The 17,771-nt window shown below is 66.7% G+C and carries 20 protein-coding genes; 2 read left to right on the forward strand and 18 right to left on the reverse strand.

What is annotated here, in order from left to right; translation table 11 throughout:
• Nucleotide 1 precedes the first annotated feature (1 nt).
• The 8 genes from pabC to DMO17_RS11225 all read right to left on the reverse strand — a co-directional run bounded on the left by pabC (nt 2) and on the right by DMO17_RS11225 (nt 6,199).
• Complete coding sequence (gene pabC, locus DMO17_RS11190) at nt 2-817, reverse strand: aminodeoxychorismate lyase (protein ID WP_110682565.1); 816 nt, start codon at nt 815-817, stop codon at nt 2-4.
• A complete protein-coding gene (gene fabF / locus DMO17_RS11195) occupies nt 817-2,061 on the reverse strand; it encodes a beta-ketoacyl-ACP synthase II (protein WP_110682566.1) in 1,245 nt (414 codons plus the stop codon). The genes pabC and fabF overlap by 1 nt, the downstream gene beginning before the upstream one ends.
• Before the next feature lie 106 nt (nt 2,062-2,167).
• The gene (gene acpP / locus DMO17_RS11200) at nt 2,168-2,401 is read right to left on the reverse strand and encodes an acyl carrier protein (protein WP_021700471.1); all 234 of its coding nucleotides are present in this window, start codon (nt 2,399-2,401) and stop codon (nt 2,168-2,170) included.
• Nucleotides 2,402-2,580: 179 nt separating this feature from the next.
• The gene (gene fabG, locus DMO17_RS11205; RefSeq protein WP_110682567.1) at nt 2,581-3,324 is read right to left on the reverse strand and encodes a 3-oxoacyl-ACP reductase FabG; all 744 of its coding nucleotides are present in this window, start codon (nt 3,322-3,324) and stop codon (nt 2,581-2,583) included.
• Nucleotides 3,325-3,341: 17 nt separating this feature from the next.
• Nucleotides 3,342-4,280: an ACP S-malonyltransferase gene (gene fabD, locus DMO17_RS11210; protein WP_110682568.1), complete on the reverse strand. Its 939-nt coding sequence runs from the start codon at nt 4,278-4,280 to the stop codon at nt 3,342-3,344.
• 181 nt (nt 4,281-4,461) lie between these two features.
• Nucleotides 4,462-5,472 (reverse strand): phosphate acyltransferase PlsX, encoded by a 1,011-nt coding sequence (plsX, locus tag DMO17_RS11215; protein WP_258371525.1) that lies wholly within the window; start codon nt 5,470-5,472, stop codon nt 4,462-4,464.
• A gap of 3 nt (nt 5,473-5,475) precedes the next feature.
• Nucleotides 5,476-5,658, reverse strand: a complete 183-nt coding sequence (rpmF, locus tag DMO17_RS11220) for a 50S ribosomal protein L32 (RefSeq protein ID WP_021700475.1) — start codon at nt 5,656-5,658, stop codon at nt 5,476-5,478.
• 13 nt (nt 5,659-5,671) lie between these two features.
• On the reverse strand, nt 5,672-6,199 hold the full coding sequence (locus tag DMO17_RS11225) for a YceD family protein (RefSeq protein ID WP_110682570.1): 528 nt from the start codon (nt 6,197-6,199) through the stop codon (nt 5,672-5,674).
• A 107-nt stretch (nt 6,200-6,306) separates the two neighbouring features.
• On the opposite strand from DMO17_RS11225, the gene DMO17_RS11230 reads away from it, so the two are divergent.
• Entirely contained in the window at nt 6,307-6,885 is a 579-nt protein-coding gene (locus DMO17_RS11230; RefSeq protein ID WP_110682571.1) for a Maf family protein, read from the forward strand.
• 55 nt (nt 6,886-6,940) lie between these two features.
• On the opposite strand, the gene sppA is transcribed toward DMO17_RS11230, so the two are convergent.
• Genes sppA through rluC form a run of 3 tightly spaced genes read right to left on the reverse strand, consistent with a single transcriptional unit; the run spans nt 6,941 to nt 9,546 of the window.
• Nucleotides 6,941-7,915: a signal peptide peptidase SppA gene (sppA, locus tag DMO17_RS11235; protein ID WP_110682572.1), complete on the reverse strand. Its 975-nt coding sequence runs from the start codon at nt 7,913-7,915 to the stop codon at nt 6,941-6,943.
• A complete protein-coding gene (locus DMO17_RS11240; protein ID WP_110682573.1) occupies nt 7,905-8,600 on the reverse strand; it encodes an HAD-IA family hydrolase in 696 nt (231 codons plus the stop codon). The genes sppA and DMO17_RS11240 overlap by 11 nt, the downstream gene beginning before the upstream one ends.
• Nucleotides 8,593-9,546 carry a 23S rRNA pseudouridine(955/2504/2580) synthase RluC gene (gene rluC, locus DMO17_RS11245; RefSeq protein WP_110682574.1) on the reverse strand — a complete coding sequence of 318 codons (954 nt, stop codon included), beginning with the start codon at nt 9,544-9,546 and terminating at the stop codon, nt 8,593-8,595. Before rluC ends, DMO17_RS11240 begins: the two co-directional genes overlap by 8 nt.
• Before the next feature lie 592 nt (nt 9,547-10,138).
• On the opposite strand from rluC, the gene rne reads away from it, so the two are divergent.
• On the forward strand, nt 10,139-13,111 hold the full coding sequence (gene rne / locus DMO17_RS11250) for a ribonuclease E (RefSeq protein WP_220034074.1): 2,973 nt from the start codon (nt 10,139-10,141) through the stop codon (nt 13,109-13,111).
• Nucleotides 13,112-13,171: 60 nt separating this feature from the next.
• Here the strand turns inward: rne and murB are convergent, their stop codons facing one another.
• From murB to DMO17_RS11285, 7 genes are read right to left on the reverse strand one after another with little or no spacing between them, the layout of a single operon-like run.
• Nucleotides 13,172-14,191, reverse strand: a complete 1,020-nt coding sequence (murB, locus tag DMO17_RS11255) for a UDP-N-acetylmuramate dehydrogenase (RefSeq protein WP_110682576.1) — start codon at nt 14,189-14,191, stop codon at nt 13,172-13,174.
• Nucleotides 14,188-14,652 (reverse strand): low molecular weight protein-tyrosine-phosphatase, encoded by a 465-nt coding sequence (locus DMO17_RS11260; protein ID WP_110682577.1) that lies wholly within the window; start codon nt 14,650-14,652, stop codon nt 14,188-14,190. Before DMO17_RS11260 ends, murB begins: the two co-directional genes overlap by 4 nt.
• On the reverse strand, nt 14,652-15,416 hold the full coding sequence (gene kdsB, locus DMO17_RS11265) for a 3-deoxy-manno-octulosonate cytidylyltransferase (protein WP_110682578.1): 765 nt from the start codon (nt 15,414-15,416) through the stop codon (nt 14,652-14,654). The genes DMO17_RS11260 and kdsB overlap by 1 nt, the downstream gene beginning before the upstream one ends.
• Nucleotides 15,417-15,602 (reverse strand): Trm112 family protein, encoded by a 186-nt coding sequence (locus tag DMO17_RS11270; protein ID WP_068826273.1) that lies wholly within the window; start codon nt 15,600-15,602, stop codon nt 15,417-15,419.
• A gap of 38 nt (nt 15,603-15,640) precedes the next feature.
• Complete coding sequence (lpxK, locus tag DMO17_RS11275) at nt 15,641-16,645, reverse strand: tetraacyldisaccharide 4'-kinase (RefSeq protein ID WP_110682579.1); 1,005 nt, start codon at nt 16,643-16,645, stop codon at nt 15,641-15,643.
• Complete coding sequence (locus DMO17_RS11280) at nt 16,642-17,070, reverse strand: ExbD/TolR family protein (RefSeq protein WP_110682580.1); 429 nt, start codon at nt 17,068-17,070, stop codon at nt 16,642-16,644. The genes lpxK and DMO17_RS11280 overlap by 4 nt, the downstream gene beginning before the upstream one ends.
• Complete coding sequence (locus DMO17_RS11285) at nt 17,067-17,738, reverse strand: MotA/TolQ/ExbB proton channel family protein (RefSeq protein ID WP_110682581.1); 672 nt, start codon at nt 17,736-17,738, stop codon at nt 17,067-17,069. The genes DMO17_RS11280 and DMO17_RS11285 overlap by 4 nt, the downstream gene beginning before the upstream one ends.
• Nucleotides 17,739-17,771: the final 33 nt, after the last annotated feature.

The raw sequence follows: 17,771 nt of genomic DNA on the forward strand, positions 1-17,771 counted from the left end.
ATCAGGAATCCAGAAGACTGCGGATAAGGGCCTGCAGTTTACGGGTGAGCGGGCCGGCCGGCCAGACGCTGGCGGCCAGTTCGCGCACCGGCCAGATGCCATAGAGGCTGTTGCAGAGGAACAGTTCGTCGGCGGCGAGCAGCTCATCGAAGCCAATGTCGCGGATCTCGCAGGGGATACCCAGACGCGCGGCCTGCTCCAGCACCTCGGCGCGCATCACCCCGGCCACGCCGCAGCGCGACAGCTCGGCGGTCAACAGCACCCCATCCCTGACCAGGAACAGATTGCTGAACACGCCCTCGATCACCCGCCCGGACGTATCGCGCATCAGCCCCTCGGCGAAGGCGGCGTCCTGCCATTCGCCGCGGGCCAGCACCTGTTCCAGGCGATTGAGGTGTTTCAGGCCAGCCAGCAGCGGCTGCTCGGCCAGGCGCGTGCGACAGGAGAACAGGCGCACGCCCTGCTCGGCATTGGCCGCGGGGTAGCTGGGCAGCGGACTGCCCAGCAGGATGCGCCTCGGCCGGGCGGGCTGCGGCGGCGCATAGCCGCGCAGGCCGTCGCCACGGGTGACCAGCAGCTTGGCCACGCCCTCGCCCAGCTCGGCGAAGAAGGCCCGCAGCTCGGCTTCCAGCGCAACCAGGTCGAGGTCGATGGCCAGCCGCCGCAGACCCTCCGCCAGCCGCGCCAGGTGACGCGGCAGCAAAACGGCGCGGCCACGGCGCACGGCGATGGTCTCGAACAGGCCATCGCCATAGGCCAGGCCACGGTCGCTCAGGGGCAGCTCCGTGGCCGGGCGGCCGTCGACCCAGCTCAGCATCAGCCGTTGAAGCGGCGGAACACCAGCGAACCGTTGGTGCCGCCGAAGCCGAAGGAGTTGGACAGCACCGCGTCGATCGCCAGCGGCTTGGCCTGGTGAGCGACGAAATCGAGGTCGCAGCCCTCGTCCGGCTCGTCCAGGTTGATGGTCGGCGGCGCCACCTGATCACGCAGGGCCAGCACGCTGAAGATCGCCTCCACCGCACCGGCGGCACCCAGCAGATGGCCGGTCATGGACTTGGTCGAGCTGACCGACAGCCTGTAGGCATGCTCGCCGAACACCGCCTTCACCGCGCTGGCCTCGGCCTTGTCGCCGGCCGAGGTGGAGGTGCCATGGGCGTTGATGTACTGCACCTGGTCCGGGTTGAGGCCGGCATCGCGCAGAGCATTGCTCATGCAGCGGGCGGCACCGGCGCCGTCTTCCGGCGGCGCGGTCATGTGGAAGGCATCGCCGCTCATGCCGAAGCCGACCAGCTCGGCATAGATGGTCGCGCCACGCGCCTTGGCATGCTCCAGCTCTTCCAGCACCAGGGCGCCGGCGCCGTCGGACAGCACGAAGCCGTCGCGACCCTTGTCCCAGGGGCGGCTGGCCCTGGCCGGCTCGTCGTTGCGGGTGGACAGCGCGCGGGCCGCGCCGAAGCCGCCCATGCCCAGGCCACAGGTGGCCATCTCGGCGCCGCCGGCGACCATCACGTCGGCCTCGCCGTAGGCGATGTTGCGCGCGGCCATGCCGATGCAGTGGGTGCCGGTGGTGCAGGCGGTGGCGATGGCATAGTTCGGCCCCTGCAGACCCAGGTGGATCGACAGGAAGCCGGAGATCATGTTGATGATCGAGCCGGGCACGAAGAACGGCGAAATGCGCCGCGGCCCCTGCTCGAACAGGGACTTGCAGTTGCTCTCGATATTGGTCAGGCCGCCGATACCGGAACCCATGGCCACGCCGATGCGCTCGCGGTTGCCGTCGGTGACCTCCAGGCCGGCATCGCGCATGGCCTGGAAGCTGGCGGCCAGGCCGTACTGGATGAACAGGTCGAGCTTGCGTGCCTCCTTGGCCGACAGGTACTCCTCGACGTTGAAGCCCTTCACCGAACCGCCGAAGCGGGTGGAATAGGCCGACAGGTCCATGTGCTCGATCAGGCCGATACCACTGCGGCCCGCCAGAATGCCCTGCCAACTGCTGGCCACATCGGTACCCAGCGGCGACAGCATGCCCATACCGGTAACCACGACGCGTCTACGCGACACTGCTCAATCCTCTTTCTTGTTGAATCTTGCCGGCCCGATAAAGAAAAACCGCACGCCTTGGAGGGCAGTGCGGCTTTTCTGGGCCGAAAACCGGCGATTACGGCGCTTAGGCGTGCGCGGTGATGTAATCGATGGCTTCCTGAACGGTGGTGATCTTCTCAGCCTGCTCGTCCGGAATCTCGGTCTCGAATTCCTCTTCCAGAGCCATCACCAGCTCGACGGTGTCAAGGGAGTCGGCGCCGAGGTCTTCGACGAAGGAAGCGCTGTTGGTCACTTCATCTTCTTTGACGCCCAGTTGCTCGGCGACGATTTTCTTGACGCGTTCTTCGATGGTGCTCATGTCTAGTTTTCACTCCTATGGAAAAATTCCGTGCAGCTGGGCTGCAGTGTATAGAAAGGGTTTTCTAACTTTCAAGCCGGTTTCCCGGGCCCTTCCGAACTGCCGTCTTCCGCCGGTTGCACTTTTGTAACGGACTTTAGACGGCTTTTATGACAATTTCCCGAAGGGCCGAGTCACATTCAGCTCATGTACATGCCGCCATTCACCGGCACTGTGGCACCCGTGACGTAGGCAGCGCCGTCGGAAGCAAGGAAGCCCACCACCTTGGCGATCTCCTCGGCCTGGCCCAGGCGGCCCAGCGGAATCTGGGTCAGCAGCGCCTCGCGCTGGGCTTCCGGCAGTTCGCGGGTCATGTCGGTATCGATGAAGCCGGGCGCTACCGAGTTGACGGTGATGGCGCGCGAGCCCACTTCACGGGCCAGGGCGCGGCTGAAGCCTTCCAGGCCGGCCTTGGCCGCCGCGTAGTTGGCCTGCCCGGCATTGCCCATGGCACCGACCACCGAGCCGATGTTGATGATGCGCCCCCAGCGCGCCTTGGTCATGCCGCGCAGCACGGCCTTGGACAGGCGGAACAGGCTGTTGAGGTTGGTGTTGATGACGTCGAACCACTCCTCGTCCTTCATCCGCAGCATCAGGTTGTCGCGGGTGATGCCGGCGTTGTTGACCAGGATGGCCACGGCGCCGAAGTCCTTCTGGATCTGCTCCAGAACGGCATCCACCGACTCGCTGTTGGACACATCCAGCATCAGGCCGGCACCCTGGATGCCCTGTTCCTTGAGCGCCTCGCCGATGCGCGCGGCACCGGCCTCGCTGGTGGCGGTACCGATCACGGTGGCGCCCTGGCGACCCAGCTCGAACGCGATGGCCTGGCCGATACCACGGCTGGCGCCGGTGACCAGTGCAACCTTGCCTTGCAGACTCATGTTTCTCTCCTTGTGACTCAGGCCAGCGCCGCACGCACGGCGGCGAAGGCGTCCGGGGTTTCCAGATTGTGGGTATTGATACCTTTGACGCAGCGCTTGTTGAGGCCGGCCAGTACCTTGCCCGGGCCGCACTCGACCAGTTCGGTGACGCCGCGCTCGGCAAGGAACTGCACACTCTCGACCCAGCGCACCGGACTGTACAGCTGGGCCAGCAGGTCGCGCTTGAGGGTTTCGAGGTCAGCCGGCACGGCGGCGCTGACGTTCTGCACCAGGGCGATCTGCGGTGCCTGCCAGGCGAGGCCGTTGACCGTCTTGGCGAACTTCTCGGCCGCCGGGCGCATCAGCGCGCAGTGCGACGGCACGCTGACCGGCAGCGGCATGGCCCGCTTGGCGCCCCGCGCCTTGCAGGCTTCGATGGCACGCTCGACCGCAGCAGCGCTGCCGGCGATCACCACCTGACCCGGCGCATTGAAATTGACCGCACTGACCACCTCGCCCTGCGCCGCCTCGGCACAGGCGGCCAGCACGTCGGCATCCTCCAGGCCGAGAATGGCAGCCATGCCGCCCTGCCCGGCCGGCACGGCCTGCTGCATCAACTGGCCGCGCAGCTCGACCAGCTTGACCGCATCGCGGAATTCGATGGCTCCGGCGGCCACCAGCGCCGAGTACTCACCCAGGCTGTGGCCGGCGACGAAGGCCGGGCGGGCGCCGCCTTCGGCCAGCCACAGGCGCCAGAGGGCAACGGAGGCGGTCAGAATGGCCGGCTGGGTCTTGTCGGTTTCGTTCAGGCGCTCCTCCGGCCCCTGCTGGGTCAGCGCCCAGAGGTCGTAGCCGAGCGCCTCGGAGGCCTCGCCGAAGGTATCGCGGATCAGCGCCTGCTGGGCACCCAGTTCGGCGAGCATGCCGAGCGATTGCGAACCCTGGCCAGGGAAGACAAATGCGATGGAGGCGGACATCAAAACTTTCCCTTATCTAGTCGATGGAAGTGGCGCAGCATGGCGCGCCGGGAACTGCAGATTGGATGGAGCCGCCACGCCAGCGGTCACAGGCAGGCGCGCCCGGTTTTGCCAAAATAGCGATTCCGCGCGCTCAAAAGACGGACCCGGGCAGCGGCAGGACACATGGCGGAGCCGCTCGTCAGAGCAGCAGATCCTCGAGGCGGCCATGCAGGCGCTGCGGCAGATTCTCGCGCACTTCGATGACAGCCCGCCGAATGGCACTCTGAAAGCCCTCGATACTGGCCGCGCCATGGCTCTTCACCACGATGCCCTGCAGCCCGAGGAAGCTGGCACCGTTGTGCCGCGCCGGTGCCAGTTCGCCCTGCAGGCGCTTGAGTAGCGGCATGGCCACGGCACCGGCCAGGCGGGAGACGATACCCTCGCTGAACAGCGCCTCGATCCGCGCGGAGATCATCGACACCAGGCCCTCGCTGGATTTCAGCAGGATATTGCCGACGAAACCGTCGCACACCACCACATCGGCCTCGCCCCGGTACAGGCCATCGCCCTCGACGAAACCGATGTAGTTCAGACCCTGCGCCTGCTGCAACAGGCTGGCGGCCAGCTTGACCTGCTGGTTGCCCTTGATGTTCTCGGTCCCGACATTGAGCAGGGCAACCCGTGGCGACTGCACGCCCTGGGCCTCGGCGGCCACGGCCCCCATCACGGCAAACTGGTAGAGCTGCTCGGCGCTGCAGTCGACGTTGGCCCCCAGGTCGAGCAGATGGCAGATCCCTCTGGACGTGGGCACGGCGGTGACCATCGCCGGCCTATCGATGCCCGGCAGGGGCTTGAGCACGTATAAAGAGAGGGCCATCAGCGCACCGGTATTGCCGGCACTGACGCAGGCCCTGGCCCGGCCGCTGCGCACCAGCTCGAGCATGACGCGCATGGAGGCATCGGGTTTGCCGCGCAGGGCATGGGTGGGACGCTCGTCCATACCGATCACCTCACTGGCGTGCTCGACCTGCAGACGCGCGCGGTCGACACCCGGATGACGGGCAATCAGTTCTTCGAGGACGGGAGCTTGGCCAACGAGGACCAGGTGCAGCGAGGGGAATTCAGCCAGACTGGCGACGCAGGCTGGAACAATGCAGTGGGGACCGAAGTCCCCACCCATTGCATCAATCGCGATCAGCGGAGCGGACAAGGATTACTCGTCGGCGCCCTTGTCGATCACTTTACGGCCACGGTAGAAGCCTTCCGGCGACACGTGGTGACGCAGGTGAACTTCACCGGTGCTCTTCTCGACGGACAGAGCGTTGGCCTCGAGAGCGTCGTGGGAACGGCGCATGTCGCGGGCAGAGCGGGATTTTTTGTTCTGCTGAACAGCCATAACTCAATAACTCCTAAACGTTTGGGTCACGCTTTAACTGCGCCAAAACACTGAACGGGTTGGACCGCGATACCTCGTCCTCGCTCGACTCGGGCTCTTTAGCACCGGCCGGCTGCTGGCAATCCTCAGGGGCATGGGCCGGAACGATGGGCAAAGCGAGCAACAGCTCATCTTCGACCAGCGTCAGCAGATCCAACGGATCTTCACCCACTTCCAGCACGTCATAGCCCTTGGGCAGCGACTGGGTATCCGCACCTTCCTTCACCACCGCGTAATGACACTCGCTGCGGATCGGCAGGGCGACCAGTTCCAGACAACGCTGGCAAACCATCTTGACCTCAACCTCGAGCTCGCTGTGAATACTCACAGCTCGACGCTCGCCACGTTCGAAGACCAGCTTCGCACGCACCTTGCCGGAATCATCTTCCAGCGAGTCGCACAGTCGCTCGAAACTGGCCAGCGGCATCTCCCCTTCGAGAGTGACACCGCGATCGGCGAGTTTGCGCGGATCAACGTGAGGTGGAATCGGCCCATTCGACATAGGCGCGGTATTCTAGGGATGCACCCCTCCCCTGTCAAAGGAATTTCCGCCCTGTCCGTCGCCTGCGCCAGCCGCTAAAATCCGCCGCCCGTCCCGGAGATCGCCCCATGCTGCCCCTGGTGCTTGCCTCAAGCTCACCCTACCGTCGTGAACTGCTGGCGCGCCTGCGCCACCCCTTCACCTGGGCCTCGCCCGCCATCGACGAGACGGCACTCCCCGGGGAGGACGCCGAAGCCCTGGTGCGGCGCCTGACCGAAGCCAAGGCCCGCGCCCTCGGCGAGTTGCACCCCGCGCACCTGATCATCGGCTCGGACCAGGTCGCCGTGCTGGACCGGCAGATCCTCGGCAAGCCCCACGATTTCAGCCGCGCCCGCAGCCAGCTACTGGCCGCCAGCGGCAACAGCGTGACCTTCCTCACCGGCCTGGCTCTGCTCAACAGCGCCAGTGGACGCTGCCAGGTGGACGCTATTGCCTTTACCGTGCATTTCCGCCAACTGAGTGAAGAGCAGATCATCCGCTACCTGCAGGCCGAACAACCCTACGACTGCGCCGGCAGCTTCAAGGCCGAGGGCCTGGGCGTCAGCCTGTTCCGCGCCACCGAAGGGGAGGACAGCACCAGCCTGGTCGGCCTGCCCCTGATCCGCCTGGTGCACATGCTTGCAGAAGAAGGCGTGGCCATCCCCTGAACTCTTTCTATAAATGAAAAAGCCCGGCATTGGCCGGGCTTTTTCATTGCGTCACTCAACGCAGGGTCGGCCCCTGGAAGCCCATCCATAGCGCCAGGCGCTCGGCCACGCTGGCGCCGAGCTTCTTGGTGAAACGATCCAGCGGGCTTTCCTCGCGGGTGAAGTCGACTATGTCCTTGGCGCCTATCACCTCGCGCGCCACATAGCTGCTGCTACCCAGCGCGTCCACCAGGCCCAGCGCCAGGGCCTGCTCGCCGGACCAGATCAGCCCGGAGAACAACTCCGGATGCTGGTCGACCTTGAGCCGCTCGCCACGCCCTTTCTTCACGCTGTCGATGAACTGCTTGTGGGTGGTTTCCAGCACCCCCTGCCAGAAGCGAGTCTCTTCCTCCTTGGGCGGCTGGAAGGGATCGAGGAAGGCCTTGTGCTCGCCAGAGGTGTAGACGCGCCGATCGACCCCGACCTTCTCCATCACGCCGACGAAGCCGAAGGTGGCCGCAGTGACACCGATGGAGCCGACCAGACTGGCCTTGTCGGCGTATATCTGATCGGCGGCACTGGCAATGTAGTAGGCACCGGAGGCCCCCAGATCACTGATCACCGCATAGACCTTGATATCCGGATACTCGCCACGCAGGCGCTTGATCTCGTCATAGATGTAGCCGGACTGCACCGGGCTGCCGCCCGGGCTGTTGATGCGCAGGATGATGCCCTTGGTCTTCTCGTTCTCGAAGGCCGCGCGCAGGCTGCTGACGATATTGTCGGCACTGGCCTCTTCCTCCGCCATGATCATGCCGCGCACCTCGATCAACGCCGTATGGCTCTCGGCCACGGACGCGGACGCGGACTTGCTCAGCTTGAGCAGCGGCGAGAACAGCAGCAGGGTGACGAACAGGTAAACGAATACCAACAGCTTGAAGAAGATGCCCCAGCGCCGGGCACGACGCTGCTCGATGACGCTCGCCTGCAGGGTCTTTTCCAGCAGGTTCCAGGCCTTCTCGTCGCCCGACGCCCTCAATTCATCCGACATACTCGCCCACCTCGACAGTTGCAACTGACGCGCGCCCTTGCAGCCAGGCACGCAATTCGGAAAACTCGTTGATCGCCAGGCGCGGCCCGTGAGCACGCAGGCTCTCCAGCGGCTGCGCACCAAAGCCCACCGCCACCGAGTCCATCCCTGCATTGCGCGCCATCTGCAGGTCGAAGACCGAATCGCCGACCATCAGTGCTCGCGCAGGCGCCACGGCGCAATGCTGGAGAATCTCGTGCAGCATGCGCGGGTGCGGCTTGCTGGCCGTTTCATCGGCACAGCGGGTGACATCGAAATAATCCAGCCAGCCCCGTCCTTGCAATACCCGCTGCAAGCCGCGGCGACTTTTGCCGGTGGCCACCGCCAGACGGTAGCCCTGCTCGCGAAAGGCTTCCAGTGACTCCTCGACCCCGTCGAACAGGGCCGAAGGCTCGTTTTCCAGCGCCAGGTAATGCTCGCTGTACCCCTCGCGAAAACGCTCGACCAGGACGGCCTCGCGCAGCTCCGGGTAGAGCGTCTGGATCGCTTCCGGCAAGCCCAGGCCTATGATGCCCCTAATCGCCTCGTCGCTGCGCTGCGGCAGACCACAGGTATCGGCGGCACGCCGCATGGACTCGACGATGCGACCAATCGAGTCGACCAGCGTGCCGTCCCAGTCGAAGATCAACAGCTGATAGTCAGGCACCGAGACGCTCCAGAGTCTGCGCCCACATCTCGTCGACCTCGGCCTCCAGCTCCAGGCGCTGGCCATCCGGCAGCTCGAGCTTGAGCTGATAGGCGTGCAGGAACAGGCGCTTGCCACCCAGCTCGCGGATCTCGCGGGTGAAGTCCTCGTCGCCATACTTGGCATCACCGGCAATCGAATGCCCGGCATGCTTGGCGTGCACGCGGATCTGGTGGGTGCGCCCGGTGATCGGACTGGCCTCGACCAGGGTGGCGAATTCGCCGAAGCGGCGCAGCACGCGGAACTCGGTGAGCGCCTCCTTGCCCTCGGGATTGACCTCGACCATACGCTCACCGGAGCGCAGGTTGTTCTTCAGCAAAGGCGCGGCGACCTTCTTCTTCGAGGTCGGCCAGCTGCCGCGCACCAGCGCCATGTAGCGCTTGTCCACGCCATCCCCGCGCAGCGCCTCGTGCAAATGGCGCAGCATGCTGCGCTTCTTGGCGATCATCAGCAGGCCGGAGGTGTCGCGATCCAGGCGATGCACCAGCTCGATATCCTTGGCATCCGGACGCAGCTGACGGAACGCCTCGATCACCCCGTAATTGAGGCCACTGCCGCCATGTACGGCGATGCCGGCCGGCTTGTTCAGCACGATCAGCGCCTTGTCCTCGTAGACGATGGCCGTCTCCAGGCGCTCCAGCAGACTCTGCGCCAGCGGCGCCGGCTCGTCGCGCTCGGCCAGGCGCAGCGGCGGCACACGCACCACGTCGCCGGCCTGCAGCTTGTATTCGGGCTTGATCCGGCCCTTGTTCACCCGCACCTCGCCCTTGCGCAGGATGCGATAGATAAGGGTCTTGGGCACACCCTTGAGCTGGGTGCGAAGGAAATTGTCGATGCGCTGGCCGGCGAGCTCAGGCGCGACTTCGAGCAGCTGGACGCCGGAAGTCGGAGAGGCGGGAGTAGTCATTTGTCAATCATAACAATTTTTTATGGAATTGAAGCACTTAATCATTGCTGCTATAGTCGCGAACGCCGCCAAAAGCGGCCCGGCCAGCGGGTGACCGACAACCTTGCCACCCCTGCCGAGCGCAACCCTTTCAGGACGTGAGGCCGTCCGACGGGACTTTCGCCGCAACTAGAGCGCGAACACCCCCGGAAACAAAGCCTTGAGCCACAAGAGCCTTGAGCGCAGCAGTCGCGACCAGGCTCGACAGACGCGCAGGCCCAGCCTGCGGTAATGCAAACCCGCTGCGGATTCTGCGAGCGGCACCCGATTTCAGCGATACGTGTAGGGTGGAGATGCACAACCGTCGGACAGCGTAGCTACAGGCATTACCCAGACGCTTCAGATTCGTCCGCACCGACCGGTTGATTCCTCCCCTGACTGAGTGCTTCTGTCACCACAGCAAACAGGAGCGTAGTCGCGGCCCGGCCCTATTGGCCTGACCGCTGGACACTGGAGTGATTTACGACCACTCCTGAACGCGCCCTGACACCGACCGTGAGAGTCGTGTGTGCCAAACGCCGTTTCCGGCAGCCCCGGAAACCATTGGTACAACATGAAAAGAATGCTGATCAACGCAACTCAGCCCGAAGAGTTGCGTGTTGCCCTGGTAGACGGCCAGAAGCTCTACGACCTGGACATCGAGTCCGGCGCGCGCGAGCAGAAGAAGGCCAACATCTACAAGGGCCGCATCACCCGCGTCGAGCCCAGTCTCGAAGCGGCTTTCGTCGACTTCGGCGCCGAGCGCCACGGCTTCCTGCCGCTCAAGGAAATCTCCCGCGAATACTTCAGCAAGTCGCCCGAAGGCGGCCGCGTCAACATCAAGGAAGTATTGAAGGAAGGCCAGGAAGTCATCGTCCAGGTCGAGAAGGAAGAGCGCGGCAACAAGGGCGCCGCCCTCACCACCTTCATCAGCCTGGCCGGCCGCTACCTGGTGCTGATGCCCAACAACCCGCGCGCCGGCGGCATCTCGCGCCGCATCGAAGGCGAAGAGCGCAACGAACTGCGCGAGGCGCTGAACGGCCTCAACGCCCCGGCCGACATGGGCCTGATCGTGCGCACCGCCGGCCTCGGCCGCTCCAGCGAAGAGCTGCAGCTCGACCTGGACTACCTGATCCAGCTGTGGACCGCGATCAAGGAAGCTTCCCAGGACCGCGCCGCCCCGTTCCTGATCTACCAGGAATCCAACGTCATCATCCGCGCCATCCGCGACTACCTGCGCCAGGACATCGGCGAAGTACTGGTGGACAGCGTCGAGGCCCAGGAAGAAGCCCTGGCCTTCATCCAGCAGGTCATGCCGCAGTACGCCAGCAAGATCAAGCTGTACGAGGACAGCGTGCCGCTGTTCAACCGCTTCCAGATCGAAAGCCAGATCGAGACCGCCTTCCAGCGCGAAGTGAAGCTGCCGTCCGGCGGCTCCATCGTCATCGACCCGACCGAGGCCCTGGTGTCCATCGACATCAACTCGGCGCGCGCCACCAAGGGCGGCGACATCGAGGAAACCGCCCTGCAGACCAACCTGGAAGCGGCCGAGGAAATCGCCCGCCAGCTGCGCCTGCGCGACATCGGCGGCCTGATCGTCATCGACTTCATCGACATGACCCCTGCCAAGAACCAGCGCGCCGTGGAAGAGAAAGTCCGCGAAGCCCTGGAAGCCGACCGCGCCCGCGTTCAGGTCGGCCGCATCTCGCGCTTCGGCCTGCTGGAAATGTCCCGTCAGCGCCTGCGTCCGTCCCTCGGCGAGACCAGCGGCATCGTCTGCCCGCGCTGCAACGGCCAGGGCATCATCCGTGACGTCGAGTCGCTGTCGCTGGCCATCCTGCGTCTGATCGAGGAAGAGGCCCTGAAGGACCGCACCGCCGAGGTTCGCGCCCAGGTGCCGATCCCGGTTGCCGCCTTCCTGCTCAACGAGAAGCGCAACAGCATCACCAAGATCGAGCTGCGCACCCGTGCGCGCATCGTGATCCTGCCGAACGATCATCTGGAAACCCCGCACTTCGAAGTCCAGCGCCTGCGCGACGACAGCCCGGAAGTGCTGAACGGCCAGTCCAGCTACGAAATGACCCCGGCGGAAGTCGAAGACGCCCAGCCGGTCAGCGCCACCCGCACCCTGGTGCGCCAGGAAGCCGCACTGAAGGCCACCCCGCCGCGCCCGGCCGCACCGACTCCGGCCGCCCCGCTGGCACCGGCTGCCCCGACGCCGCAACCGAGCCTGTTCAAGGGCCTGGTCAAGTCGCTGGTGAGCCTGTTCGCCGGCAAGGAAGAAGAGCAGCAGCCGACCGCCGAAGCCAAGCCTGCCGAGCGCAAGCCGCGTGGCGACGAGCGCCGCAACGGCCGCCAGCAGAACCGCCGCGACGGCCGTGGCAACCGCGACCGCAGCGAGCGTGGCGAACGCGAAGAGCGCAAGCCGCGTGAAGAGCGTCAGCCGCGCGAAGCCCGCGAGCCACGCGAGGAACGCCAGCCGCGCGCCCCGCGCGAGGAGCGCCAGCCGCGTGAAGAGCGTCAGCCGCGCGAGGCCCGTGAACCACGCGAGCCGCGTGGCGAAGGCCAGGAAAACCGCCGCGAGCGCCAGCCGCGCGAAGGTCGCGAGCCGCGCGAGGAGCGCCGTCGCGAACTGCGCGAGCCGCTGGACGCCGCCACCGGTGAAGGCCAGGAGCCGCGTGCCGAACGAGCGCCGCGCGAGGAGCGCCAGCCGCGTCCGCCGCGCGAAGAGCGCCAACCGCGTAGCGAGGCGCTGAGCGCCGAGGCCGCCGAGGAAGAAGCGCTGGAGAGCGCCGAGCAGCTGGAAGACGGCCAGGAAGCCGGTGAAGGCGGCGAGCGTCCGCGTCGCCGCTCCCGTGGCCAGCGTCGCCGCAGCAACCGCCGCGAGCGCCAGCGCGATGCCGACGGCAACCTGATCGGCGAAGAAGGCGAAGAGACCGCAGAGGGCACCGAGGCCAGCGCCGAGCAAGGCACTGTCGTGGCCACCGCTGCCGTGGTCGCCGTGGTAGCCGAACAGGCTCAGGCCGAGCCGGAACAGGCTCCGCTGGCCGAGCAGGTGCAGCCGGCCGAAGCCAGCGTGGTCGCCGAGGCGCCCGTCGCACCGGTGGTCGCCAGCGAGCCCGTGACTGCCGAGATCGCCCCGGTCGAGCCGGCACCCGCAGCTCCAGTCGTGGAAGCCCCGGTTGTGGAAGCCCCGGCCGCACCGGCAGAGGTCGCGCCGACTCCTGCCCCGGCCCAGGCCAGCGGTGGCCGCGCGCCCAACGATCCGCGCGAAGTGCGCCGTCGCCAGCAGGAAGCGGCCCGCCTGGCTGCCGAAGCGGCCGCCGCTGCCGCAGTGGCTGTCCAGGTAGCCGAGGCCGCCCCGGCCGAGACCGCCCCGGTGGAAACCGCTGCCGAGGAATTCGTCGCCGAACCCGCCGCGGTGGTTGCCGAACAGGTGAACGCCGAGCCGGCTGGTGCGAACAGCGCCGACGAGCAGGCGCCTGCCGAACTGGTCGCCGAGCCCGCCCCGCAGGCGGATGCTGACGAGGCCAAGCCGCAGGTCTGAGACCTGCGGTAACGAAAAAGGGGATGCTTCGGCATCCCCTTTTTCATTTCTGCGTCCCGCTTACAGCACGTTCGGCTCGATCTCCAGGCGCACGCCAAAGCGCTGCTCGATATCCGCCTGGATACGCCGGGCCAGGTCGAGCAGCTGCGCCCCCGTGGCCTGTCCATGGTTGACCAGTACCAGGGCCTGCAGGCGGTGCACGCCGGCGTCCCCCTCACGAAAGCCTTTCCACCCTGCCCGTTCGATCAGCCAGCCGGCGGCGAGCTTGCTCTGCCCCACGCCCGCCGGATAGGCAACCAGGTCGGCATACTCGGCGCGGATACGCCCGGCCAGCTCGTCCGCCACCACCGGGTTCTTGAAGAAGCTGCCGGCATTGCCCAGCTCCGCCGGATCGGGCAGCTTCTCGCGGCGGATGGCGCAGATGGCGCGGCTGACGTCGCTCGGCGTCGGCACCTCGATACCCTCGGCCTGCAGGCGCTGGCGCACCGGGCCATAGTCCAGGTGCAGGCGCGCCTGTCGACTGAGGGCAAAACGCACCCGCAGGATCAGCCAACGCCCCGGCTGCTGCTTGAACAGGCTGTCGCGGTAGGCGAAGGCGCACTCCTCCAGGCCGAACTCGCGCAGCTCACCGCTCTGGCGATCCAGCGCGGTCAGGCCGGCGAACACATCCTTGATCTCGACGCCGTAGGCACCGATGTTCTGCATCGGCGCGGCGCCGACCGTGCCGGGGATCAGGCTGAGATTCTCCAGTCCGCTCAGCCCCTGCTCCAGGCTCCACAGCACGAAGGGATGCCAGGGCTCGCCCGCCTCGGCCTCGACCAGTACCCGCGCGCCATCGTCTTCGACGATGCGCAGGCCACGGCTGGCCATGCGCAGCACCAGGACCTCGACATCGCCAGTCAGCAGCAGGTTGCTGCCGCCACCGATGGGCAGCAGCGGCAGGCCACGGCGCTCGGCCTCGACCAGAGCCTGGCGCACCTCGCCGTCATCGCGCGCCTCGGCGAACAGCCGGGCTTTGGCATCGACGCCGAAGGTATTGAACGGCTTGAGGGAGACGTCTTCTTGCAGTTGCAGGCTCACAGGCGCCCCTTGATCTCGGCGAGCAGCGCGTCGCTGGCCTGCTCGATCAGGTCCAGCACCTGCTCGAAGCCGTCGGCGCCGCCATAGTAGGGATCGGGCACCTCATCCAGGGCCAGGTCGTAACGGCGCAGCAGCAGGTCCAGCTCGGCGCCGCCGCTGGCCGGACGCAGCGCCTGCAGGCGCGCCAGGTTGTCATGGTCCATGGCCAGGATCAGGTCGAAACGCTGGAAGTCCTCGCGCTGCACCTGGCGCGCGCGCAGGCCGGACAGGTCATAGCCACGGGCGGCGGCGGCCTGGCTGGAGCGATCGTCCGGCGCCTTGCCCACGTGCCAGTCGCCGGTACCGGCGGAATCCACCGTCACCCGCTCGAGCAGGCCGGTCTGCTGCAGGCGCTGGCGAAATACCCCCTCGGCCGTGGGCGAGCGGCAGATATTGCCCATGCAGACGAACAGAACGCGCATCAGGCCCCCAGCAGGCGGCGCACCCGCTCCAGGTCTTCCGGGGTATCGACGCCGGCCGGCGGCGCTTCCAGGGCATCGGCGACATGGATGCGCACGCCGTGCCACAGGGCGCGCAGCTGCTCCAGGCACTCGGTGTCCTCCAGCCAGCACGGGCCCCAGGCGACGAAGTCATGCAGGAAACCGGCACGGTAGGCGTAGATGCCGATATGGCGGCGATAGGGCACGCCCTCCGGCAGCGCATCGCGGTTGCGGGCGAAGCTGTCGCGGGCCCAGGCGATGGGCGCGCGGCTGAAAGTCAGGGCCAGGCCGCTCTTGTCGCTGACCACCTTGACCACATTGGGGTTGAACAAGGCCTGCACATCCTCGATCGGCTCGGCCAGGGTGGCGATGCCGGCCTGCGGATTGGCGGCCAGGTTGGCCGCCACCTGATCGATGATGGCGGGCGGAATCAGCGGCTCGTCGCCCTGCACGTTGACCACTATGGCATCGGCGGCGAGGCCGAGCTGGGTCGCCACCTCGGCCAGGCGGTCGGTGCCGGAGTTGTGGTCGACACGGGTCATCAGCACTTCGGCGCCGAAGCCCTGGCAGGCCTCGAGGATGCGTACATCATCGGTGGCCACCACCACGCGGGCGGCGGAGCTCTTCTTCGCCTGCTCCCAGACGTGCTGGATCATGGGCTTGCCGGCAATGTCCTGCAGCGGCTTGCCGGGCAGGCGGCTGGAGGCGTAGCGGGCGGGAATGACTACGGTGAAGGTGTGGCTCATTTACTTGTCCAGACGCTCGTCGACGGTCAGGGTGCGCGCCTCGCTCTCCAGCATCACCGGGATGCCGTCGCGGATCGGGTAGGCCAGGCCGGCGCCCTTGCTGATCAGCTCGGTCTTGTCTTCGGAGAGCTGCAGCGGGCCCTTGCAGACCGGGCAGGCCAGGATATCGAGCAGTTTGGTGTCCATCGGGGTGTCCTTGCTGGCGTTGTGAGCGCCGGTAAGGCTCAGGCCTTGTCCGGCAGTAGACGGGTCAGTTCGCGGTCGAGCCAGGCGACGAAGGCCGCCGAGGGCGCCGCCTCCACCGCCAGGTACCACCAGTCGGCAGCGGCGAAGGCCCGGCATTTCACCGCATCCTTCTCGGTCATCAGCAGCGGCAGTGCGGGGCTGAACTGCAGGGCCTCGGGACTGAAGCTGGCGTGGTCGGCGAAGGGATGCGCGATCGGCCGCCAGTTTAGCGCTTCGAGGGTATTGAAGAAACGCTGCGGGTTGCCGATGCCGGCCACCGCATGGACCCGCTGGCCGGGCGGGAAGTGACCGAGGGCAGCGCGCTCGCCGCTGCACAGGTTGACCAGGGCGGTCGGGCGCAGCTGCAGGGCATAGCCCTGCGCGTCATCCTCGACGGCGCCATTGCACAGCACCGCATCCACCTCGGCCAGACGCTCGGCCGGCTCGCGCAGGGGGCCGGCCGGCAGGCAGCGACCATTGCCCAGGCCACGGGCGGCATCCACCAATACCAGCTCCAGGTCGCGGGCCAGGCGGTAGTGTTGCAGGCCGTCGTCGCAGAGGATCAGGTCCAGGGTTTCCTGCGCCAGCAACGCCTGCACGGCGCGGGCGCGCTGCGGGTCGATCACCAGCGGCACGCCCGTGCGCTGCACGATCAGCAGCGGCTCGTCGCCGGCTTGGTCGGCGGCATGCTCGGCCCGCACGCGCCAGGGCAGCTGCGGCGGCGTGGCGCCATAGCCACGACTGACCACGCCGACGCGCAGGCCGCGGGCCCGGCAGTGCTCGATCAGCCAGAGGATCATCGGGGTCTTGCCGGTACCACCGACCGTGACATTGCCCACCACGACGACCGGTACGGGTGCGCGATAGATATCGCCCTCCCCGGCCAGGAAGGCGCGGCGCTTGCCCTGCACCACGCGCCGGTACAGCCACTCCAGCGGGCGCAGCAGGGTCAGGGCCGGATGGCCCTGGTACCAGGCGGCAGTGAGCCGGTCGGCCAGGCTCAAGGCTTGGCCTCGGCCTCGACCGTGGTGATGCGCAGGTGGGAGAAGCCCAGCTTGCCGGCCGCGTCCATCGCGGTGATCACCGCCTGGTGCGGGGTCTTGGCATCGGCGCTGATGGCCAGTGGCAGGCTGTTGTCACCACCGGACTCCTTGCCAAGGGCCGCCATCAGGCCCTCCAGGTCATTCTTCAGCAGGGCCTGGCCGTTCAGCGAATAGCTGCCCTCGGGGCTGATCAGCACTTCCAGCTGCTTGAGCTCGGTGGCCTCCGGCGGCGTACCGCTGGCGGCCTCGGGCAGGTCGACCTTGAGCTGGGTCTCGCGGGTGAAGGTGGTGGTGACCACGAAGAACAGCAGCAGGATGAACACCACGTCGATCAGCGACGCCAGGTTGATCTCGACGTTCTCCCGCGGTTTGCGCCGGAACTTCACGCCTTCCTGCCCTCTTTGCGGGATTCCTTCGACGCCGGCGCGCTGCCGTTGCCCAGGTCGACGTCACGGTCGCCCTGCACCACTTCCACCAGCTTGATCGCCTCCTGCTCCATGCCGACCACCAGCTCGTCGACGCGGCGCTGCAGGAAACGGTGGAAGAACAGCGCCGGGATGGCCACGAACAGGCCGGCGGCGGTGGTGATCAGGGCCTTGGAGATGCCACCGGCGAGTTGCGCGGCATTGGCCATGTTGGTGCCGATAAAGGCGCTGAAGATGTCGATCATGCCCAGCACGGTACCCAGCAGGCCGAGCAGCGGGGCCACCCCGGCGATGGTGCCGAGGGCATTGAGGTAGCGCTCCAGCTCATGGATGACGCGGGCGGCGGCTTCCTCGATGCACTCCTTCATGATCTCGCGACCATGCTTGGAGTTGGCCAGGCCGGCGGCGAGGATCTGCCCCAGCGGCGAGTTGGCGCGCAGCTCCTTGAGCTTGTCGTTGGTGAGCTTCTTTTCCTTGATCCACAGCCACACCTGGCCCAGCAGATGGGGCGGCGTGATGCGGCTCGGCCGCAGGGTCCAGAGGCGCTCGGCGATGATGCCGGCGGCGGCGATGGAACACAGAATGATCGGCAGCATCATCCAGCCGCCAGATTTGACCAGCTCCCACACGGTAGTGAATCCCCCTCGGAAAAGTGGCGCCAC

This window comes from Aquipseudomonas alcaligenes, assembly GCF_003205495.1.
GTDB classification, from domain to species: domain Bacteria; phylum Pseudomonadota; class Gammaproteobacteria; order Pseudomonadales; family Pseudomonadaceae; genus Aquipseudomonas; species Aquipseudomonas alcaligenes_B.